Below are 7295 nucleotides of genomic sequence, written 5' to 3'. Positions count from 1 at the left end.
CTTATTCCACTTGCAGAGATGAGAATTCCTCTCTTTTTCAGTTCGTTTGCTGCTCTTTCTTGTCCGTATGCTGGAAACTCTATTGCTATTTCAACTACTGCTTTTTCTATATCCTCCGACACTCTATTTGCATACAATGGCTTGCTTTTGCTTATCTCGTGTAAAGCCTCTTCTCCTCCTGTTTCATACAGTTCTTTGAAGCGGTAAATGTATCCCTTGAATATCCCATTACTTTACACGCCTGTGATACATTTCCTAATTGCTTTGCAAGTTCTAGCAATCCCAACTTTGGTTTTAGTATTTTTTCTTGTGTTGTATTCATATCTGACACTCCTTTAAAACTTGTCTATATTTTTATCTTACTTTGTTTGCTTGTCAGATCAAGTCTAAACTATTACATCTTAAGTTATAATTTTACTAATGCCATTTGATTAATTGCAACTTCAGCATTGCTATCTTTCAATAAATTTGCAGGACTATTACAATGGTATATGATTGCAGCAACAACAAGACAACAAACTCCAATTCCTATCCCTAACGCTAACATTCCTGAGTAAACTGCAATAGCTACTTCTAAAGCAACTCCTACTACTGCTAACGTAGAAGCAACTATGATAGAAGTATTACGACACTTAATACGAAGCTCATTTAGTTTATCTAATGCAGTAGTACCATCTTTATATTTTAGCTCTCTTAGTACATCTTTATTTTCACATTTGTTAAGCAACTTCCAAGCATAACTTAACCTTGACGCTTGACCATAAAACCCCTTCTCAACATATTCAACCAAGAGATCAAACGGAGTTTCACCTTGGTCATTTTTAACATAAAATCTCGCACCTGCACTCACAAGTGATTCAACTTTGCAAAGCATTGACTTATCGGAGTGCAACTTTCTTAAAGCATGATGTAGAGCTGTATCCCCACTTTCATCTTGATAGTCAATTTTATTTTTATGTAAAAAGCAATCAAAAATCTTTTTATTGCAATTGCTTGTAACGATATTTTCTAAAGTAATACTTGAAATTTTTATGTTACTTTCTAGCAGAAGATCTAGAGCTCCTTTATGATTACAATCAACAACAATATTTACTAATGTACCTAACTTACTAGTACCATTTAGATCTTCCAGTTTATCTTTATGTTCGCTAAGTAACCTCACAACTAAATCTAGCCGTTGCAGTGGACTACGTGAGTCACGACAAATAAAGTCATAAGTTCCATCAGCATTTCTCTCAGAACTATGCCTATCATAAAAATGCATTCTGACATAGTCAACCAAGAGATCAAATGGAGTTTCACCTTCACGATTTTTAACACCAAGCCTTGCACCTTTACTAAGAAGGAATTTGGCAAAATTTGTCCATTCATAATCTTTATAATGAATACTTTTTAATATACAATGTAAGGCTGTGTTACCGTCTTCATCACCTAAATATGCAATATGTATGTTATTTTTGGTCAAGAGATTAAAAATTTCTTTGTGATGATTACTAGCAGCAAGTTTGACCAGTTTATTCAATGTAGAAGTACCTTGTAGTTTCTTCAGCTCATCAATTTTACAACAACTAAGCAACGCTGAAACATTATTCAATCTTTTTATTTGTGCTTGAGGACAGAAAGATTTCTTAGCATAGTTAAGTAAGAGATCAAATGGAGTTTCACCTTTGTCACTTTTAACATCGAGCCTTGCACCGTTGCTAAGAAGTGACTCGACAAGAATTTGGTATTTCGATTCATTCCTATCAAGCCATTTTAATGCATGATGTAAAGCTGTTTTTCCTTCTTCATCTTTATACCTGACATCCATTTCATTAATGTATTTACTAAAAAGGAAATCTAAAATCTTTTCAGAGCAACATTTAGCAGTAATACCCAGATAAGAATTTAGTGATACTTTGGTTCCTTCTCCATCTAAGAGCTTAAAAATTTCTACATGATCATACGCAACAGCAATTTGTGCTAGAGATGTAATGTCATCAGTAGCAATTATAGCTTCTTTCATTATAGAGCTACAATATTTAAAGTTGCCTGACTTGATCTCTTTGACCAACTTAATACAAGTCGAGAAATAGGATAGTCTTTTTTCTAATTCATTAATCTCTTCAGTTTTATCTATTCCGTTTTTTTGCTTTTTAATCTCTTTTACTTTCTGATGATACGTATCAGTTATTTCGTCAAGAATTCTAGATTGCCTTAATATTACATTGATTTCAGATGTAGATTCGTGCAAGTCAGACATGTCTTTGAGTATTTTACTTATCTTTTTATAAAAGTCACTCTCCTCTTCCCATGTAGGTTCCGTCTCAAAAGTTTGTTGATTAGGATCCTCTCCTCTATCGTACTGGCTTTTTTTTGTTTGGTCAGATAACACTGTGTATGCTGCTGATATTTCCTTGAATTTTGTCAATTTCTCTTTAAGTTGAGCTCGTTCATTTTCTTCCGATTGTAGTAGCGTTCTGTTCTTCTTTTCTCGTTCTAGCTTATCTAAAGCTTTTACTTCCTTATGCAATTTATCTGTATGAAACTCACGTGCCAATTTGTAATATGCTTTTTTTATCTCACCGTGAGTAGCATCTCTTTTTACTCCTAATATTTCATAATAATCAGGCATTTGTTTCTCCACTATTTTGATACATTTTTTATAACATTAGTAATACTATGTCTTTAAAAGAATTGGTACTATATAAGTATTTTAGCAAATATTATAATATTTATCAACAAATTGAGTGAAAATTTAAAGAGTTATTTATGGTAATTGAGGAGCTACAACCGCACGACGTCTGCCGTTAATAACTATTTCACCTATAGCAACTTCTGCAAAAACAAAACAATAATATACTTTTGTTAGTACGATGATAGGTGACAGAGAGGCAATGCTGCTTGCTAGTAATACGTGAGAACCATAAGGTAAGATACTTTTTGTGATAGAAGTAAATATCTCTAATAAGTACGCACTACGGTGTGGTGCAATGTTATATCTTTGCGCAAGCCTTTTAGCAATATTACTAGTTAATAAAATACCAACAACATTGCTGGAAACTAAAATAGTAAACAGAGATGATATTCCCGCAATCATAAATTCAGCTTGAGTTTTTGTCATATTCACCTTATCGGTGAATATATCTATCTTTTTCTGACTGTATTCGTACATTAAGTGGCTTAATCCACTACTGAAGAGAATAAATATCATTACTTCATTCATCTTATAAAAACCCCTATATATGTCACGAGAATATTCAATAAGAGAATAATCAAAAAAAGCTATTCCTAATATCCCAGCAATAACCATATTAATAGCTAATGTTACCAGAGTGTTTATTTCAAATAAACCCATAATTATTAAAGATATATAAGGGATAATTTTGACTATGGATAAATAATTCAGACTTGAGATAGAAACAACTTCTGTACTATTTGAAATTATTACTAGATAAATAAGTATTATAAGACCTGTAACAGATCCTGTCTTGAAAGTGAGTTTTATTTTATCCTTTACTGAAGCTCCTTGTGAAGAAGTAGCAGCAATAGTAGTGTCAGATATCATTGAAAGGTTGCTGCCAAACATAGCTCCACCTATCACAGCTCCAACACCCACTGCACAATCAAAAGCTCCATTTTGTGCTAAATTAACAGCTATTGGTGTTATAAGTGCAATAACTCCGATTGATGTGCCGATTGCACTTGAAATAAAAGTAGAAAGTAAAAACATTCCAGGAAGTAATAATCGTACTGGAAGAAAGCGAATAGTTAAGTTAGTAATAACATTTATACTACCAAGCGATTCAGTAATAGTAGAAAATGCTCCAGCAAATAGAAAAATCAAACACACGGTAAGAGTAGTTTTATTACCCATACCTTTTATAAGTGTATCAATACTATGCTGAATTTTGTTTTTATTGAATAGAACAGCAAAAAATAATGCTGGTAATAAGCAAACTAACGGTGAAATTTGATGAAGAGGATTGCCAAGTCCGATAAAAGAAAAATAAATACCACTTCCAAGGTATAAAGCTAGAAAGATAATGAGAGGAAGAAATGCAAACACTTATCGTAGTTGAACAAATCGGAAGTATACTAGAACAAGCTATTTTAAGCAATCATCAATATATTGTTTTTCTACCAATTTTGAACATCTTAAGCCATCTACTTTTGAATAAATTCCATTTGCATTTCTTGTATACTATCCTCTATTTGCTTTATTTGTTCTATTAGCCTTTCCTCTAAGTCAAAATTACCGCCCAGCCTTGCTTTAATTTTTTCTTCTTGTAATACATTTAATTCTTTCCGTAATACTATGTTATTCCAAACAGTTTCTGCCGATCTCTTCTCACTTAATTGACTATTTAGTACGCTAGTTTTTTCAAATATAAACTTTATAACACTAGACTCCTGTAGCAGAATTTCTTTATTAAAGTTGCTCTCATTAGTTACCATATTAATTACGCACTGTTGTAATTTTTTCATCTCATTAGTAAATTCGAAATGAGAAAATTGCTCAAAAAATATAGGACGGTTCAAGATTTCAGGAAATTCTACGGCTATACGCAAAATTATGGCCTGATTTTGCTCTGCTTCAATTAGCTCTGGAGATTTATTGTAAAGATACTCACCTTTTGTTGCTTTGCTATTAAAAATCAGCTTTTTAAAGTTTCTTCTTAATTCACTGACCTTATTGTAAAAATAATCTCTATAATACCTTCTAATACTGCTGTTACCGATAGCATTGACATATTTCATGAACTTGTGCTCAAGAATTGAATATTTTTCCGGAGCAAATTTTTCATAATTTTGCAAATTGCTACCAATTATGTGATGCCATAAATATTCAGAGTGCAGTTCTGTTGAGCGGTTAAAAGCGGATAGTACATCTTCCGTCTTATATTCTAGTTCATTGCATATATCGTATGGGTCCTTGTTGCTTGGCAAAGTCACGAACTTCAATGTGTATCCAGGCTCCAGTATCGGCAGAACAAGTTCTGCAATTCGAATAGCAGCATGACATCCAGGACTATCGCCATCCATACAGATAGAAATTTCTTTAGCAAGTTTCCAAAGATTTTTTATCTGCTCTGCAGAAATTGCGGTACCAAGCGGAGCAACTGTATTGCTAATTCCCGCTTGATGTAGTGCTATTACATCCATATATCCTTCAACAACAAATAGATGCTGTTTTTTGCGTATTTCACTCAAAGCAAAGTTTAATCCATATAAATTTTCTCTTTTCTTAAAGAGCTGACTCTCTGGGCTGTTTAGATACTTCGGCTGTTGCTCAGAGTTCAGCGCACGTCCGCCAAAACCAATAACTTTACCCGTGATGTTGTGTATAGGAAATATCAGCCGATCATAGAAATAATCACGAGAATTCTTATTTATTAACCCAACATCGATCAAAATCTCGTCTTTAATACCAGAGGAGTTCAAATATTCCTTCAAGCCAGAACTTGGTGCATAACCTATCTTAAATTTATCTATGATTTTGAGTGAGATCTTGCGCTGCCTTAAATAAGCCATAACACCTCGATTTTTCTGCGCGAACCAACTTGCAGCTAAATTCAGTGCTGAAAACAGTTTGTCATTTTCTTTAGCAAAGCTGAGGTTTTTGGGTAACTCAACACCTGCAACAGATGCCAATTTTTCCAACGCTTCCTTAAAACTTAAGCCCTCAGTTTGTGAAATAAATTCAAACGCATCACCATGAGCTGAGCAACCGAAACAGTAATATAAGCCCTTAACATTGCTGACCGAAAAAGATGGAGTTTTTTCGTTATGAAATGGGCAGAGTCCAACAAAACTATCTCCTCTTTTTATTAACCTAACTTTTTTTCCTACTATGTCGGACAACAATAATTTTGACTTTATAATATCTATATGATCCATTTTACCGAATGAGTAGTGGTAGGATAAAAATTATATAGAATTTATGCATATCTGACTCGAAATTTATTCAGAAAGATCAGGAGAGCTTGACAAAAAGCTCAAAATAAATTACCCATATAAATACCCTTAAGTTGCAATTTCTTATATGTCAGATGTGATATCAGTTGCTTCAGACCACGCAGGTTATGAACTAAAATCAGAAATAAAGGCTTACTTGGAAACTTTAGATTATACAGTGATAGACCGTGGATGCACTGCTGAACAAAAGAGTGTAGACTACCCTGACTATGCTGCTGAAGTTGTAGAAGATATAACAAACAAAAAAGCAAATTATGGAATATTAATTTGCGGTACAGGTTTGGGCATGAGTACTGTGGCAAATCGTTTTGAAGGAATCTACGCTGCTTTATGTAATAGTGTTGAGATCGCAAAATTAGCTCGCGAGCATGGCAACGCGAATATACTTTGTCTTGGTGCAGGGTTTACTGCGAGTGGATTAGCAAAAGACATAGTCAAACAATTCCTCGAAACAGAATTTTCAAAAGAAAGTAGACATAAAGAACGCCTTGATAAACTTAGCAATATTAGCAAGAAAAAAACCACAAAAACTTATAACGAAGATGAAATATCAAAATTCGCTAAAATAGCAGGTGAATGGTGGAATGAGAATGGCAAATTCAAGCCATTGCACATGATGAATCCTGTGAGAGTATCATACATCGTTGAGAAAATAAAAGAATTAAAAAAATGCGATTTAAAAGAACTATCATTGCTCGATGTTGGTTGTGGTGGTGGCATTTTGTCAGAGTCAATGGCGCGTATTGGTATTAGCGTTGCAGGAATAGATGTATGTGAGGAAAACATAAAAGTGGCACAGTCGCATGCGAAGAAAGTAGGGTTAAATATAGAATACACACACACTAGCATTGAAGAGCTAAGCAATGACAAGAAGTATGACGTGGTTTTGTTGATGGAAGTGGTTGAACATGTCGATAATTTAGAGTTTTTCATGAAAAAAGCAATAGAGCTGTTGAAGCCAGAAGGGCTAATTTTTATATCGACGATAAATAGAACTATTAAATCCTTCTGTCTTGCAATAGTCGGCGCAGAGTACATATTAAACTGGCTGCCAAAAGGCACACATAATTGGAATAAATTTCTCAAGCCATCAGAAATTGCAAATCATCTAAGGGAAAACAATGTAACACTACAAGATATGACTGGTATGGAATATAATGTAATAAAGCGTGAATGGAACTTGACCAAAGGTGTGGATGTTAATTATATACTTTGTGGAAACGTTGTAATTTGAAATCTCATTCAAGTACTAGAAGGTAATGCAAATATTTTAGGCAGTTTTACTTTACTTAGCAGCTAATTTATCATATGTATTTCCATAGGATATCGCTATATTA

4 protein-coding genes and 1 pseudogene are annotated in these 7295 nt (G+C 33.6%); 1 reads left to right on the top strand and 4 read right to left on the bottom strand.

The annotated features are described in order from the left end of the window. The 4 genes and pseudogenes from OUY_RS05600 to dnaG form a co-directional block, all read right to left on the bottom strand. Positions 1 to 322: pseudogene (locus OUY_RS05600) on the bottom strand (helix-turn-helix domain-containing protein); the annotation flags it as partial. Positions 323 to 406: 84 nt separating this feature from the next. Further along, complete coding sequence (locus tag OUY_RS06605) at positions 407 to 2614, bottom strand: TomO hydrophobic C-terminal domain-containing protein (RefSeq protein ID WP_246038760.1); 2208 nt, start codon at positions 2612 to 2614, stop codon at positions 407 to 409. A gap of 135 nt (positions 2615 to 2749) precedes the next feature. Beyond that, positions 2750 to 4048 carry a Na+/H+ antiporter NhaC family protein gene (locus tag OUY_RS05585; RefSeq protein ID WP_139686914.1) on the bottom strand — a complete coding sequence of 433 codons (1299 nt, stop codon included), beginning with the start codon at positions 4046 to 4048 and terminating at the stop codon, positions 2750 to 2752. Positions 4049 to 4146: 98 nt separating this feature from the next. Next, on the bottom strand, positions 4147 to 5880 hold the full coding sequence (gene dnaG, locus OUY_RS05580; RefSeq protein WP_010401576.1) for a DNA primase: 1734 nt from the start codon (positions 5878 to 5880) through the stop codon (positions 4147 to 4149). A gap of 145 nt (positions 5881 to 6025) precedes the next feature. Here dnaG and ubiG point away from each other — a divergent pair, with 145 nt between their 5' ends. After that, positions 6026 to 7192: a bifunctional 2-polyprenyl-6-hydroxyphenol methylase/3-demethylubiquinol 3-O-methyltransferase UbiG gene (gene ubiG, locus OUY_RS05575; protein ID WP_010401578.1), complete on the top strand. Its 1167-nt coding sequence runs from the start codon at positions 6026 to 6028 to the stop codon at positions 7190 to 7192. Positions 7193 to 7295: the final 103 nt, after the last annotated feature.

The organism is Wolbachia endosymbiont of Leptopilina clavipes (genome assembly GCF_006334525.1).
Lineage (GTDB): Bacteria > Pseudomonadota > Alphaproteobacteria > Rickettsiales > Anaplasmataceae > Wolbachia.
This window is presented reverse-complemented; position numbering and strand designations above follow the sequence as displayed.

What these genes read in the sequence shown, in the direction of transcription:
- ubiG (WP_010401578.1), top strand. Translation starts at nt 6,026, where the DNA reads ATGTCAGATGTGATATCAGTTGCTTCAGACCACGCAGGTTATGAACTA.
- dnaG (WP_010401576.1), bottom strand. Translation starts at nt 5,880, where the DNA reads ATGGATCATATAGATATTATAAAGTCAAAATTATTGTTGTCCGACATA.
- OUY_RS06605 (WP_246038760.1), bottom strand. Translation starts at nt 2,614, where the DNA reads ATGCCTGATTATTATGAAATATTAGGAGTAAAAAGAGATGCTACTCAC.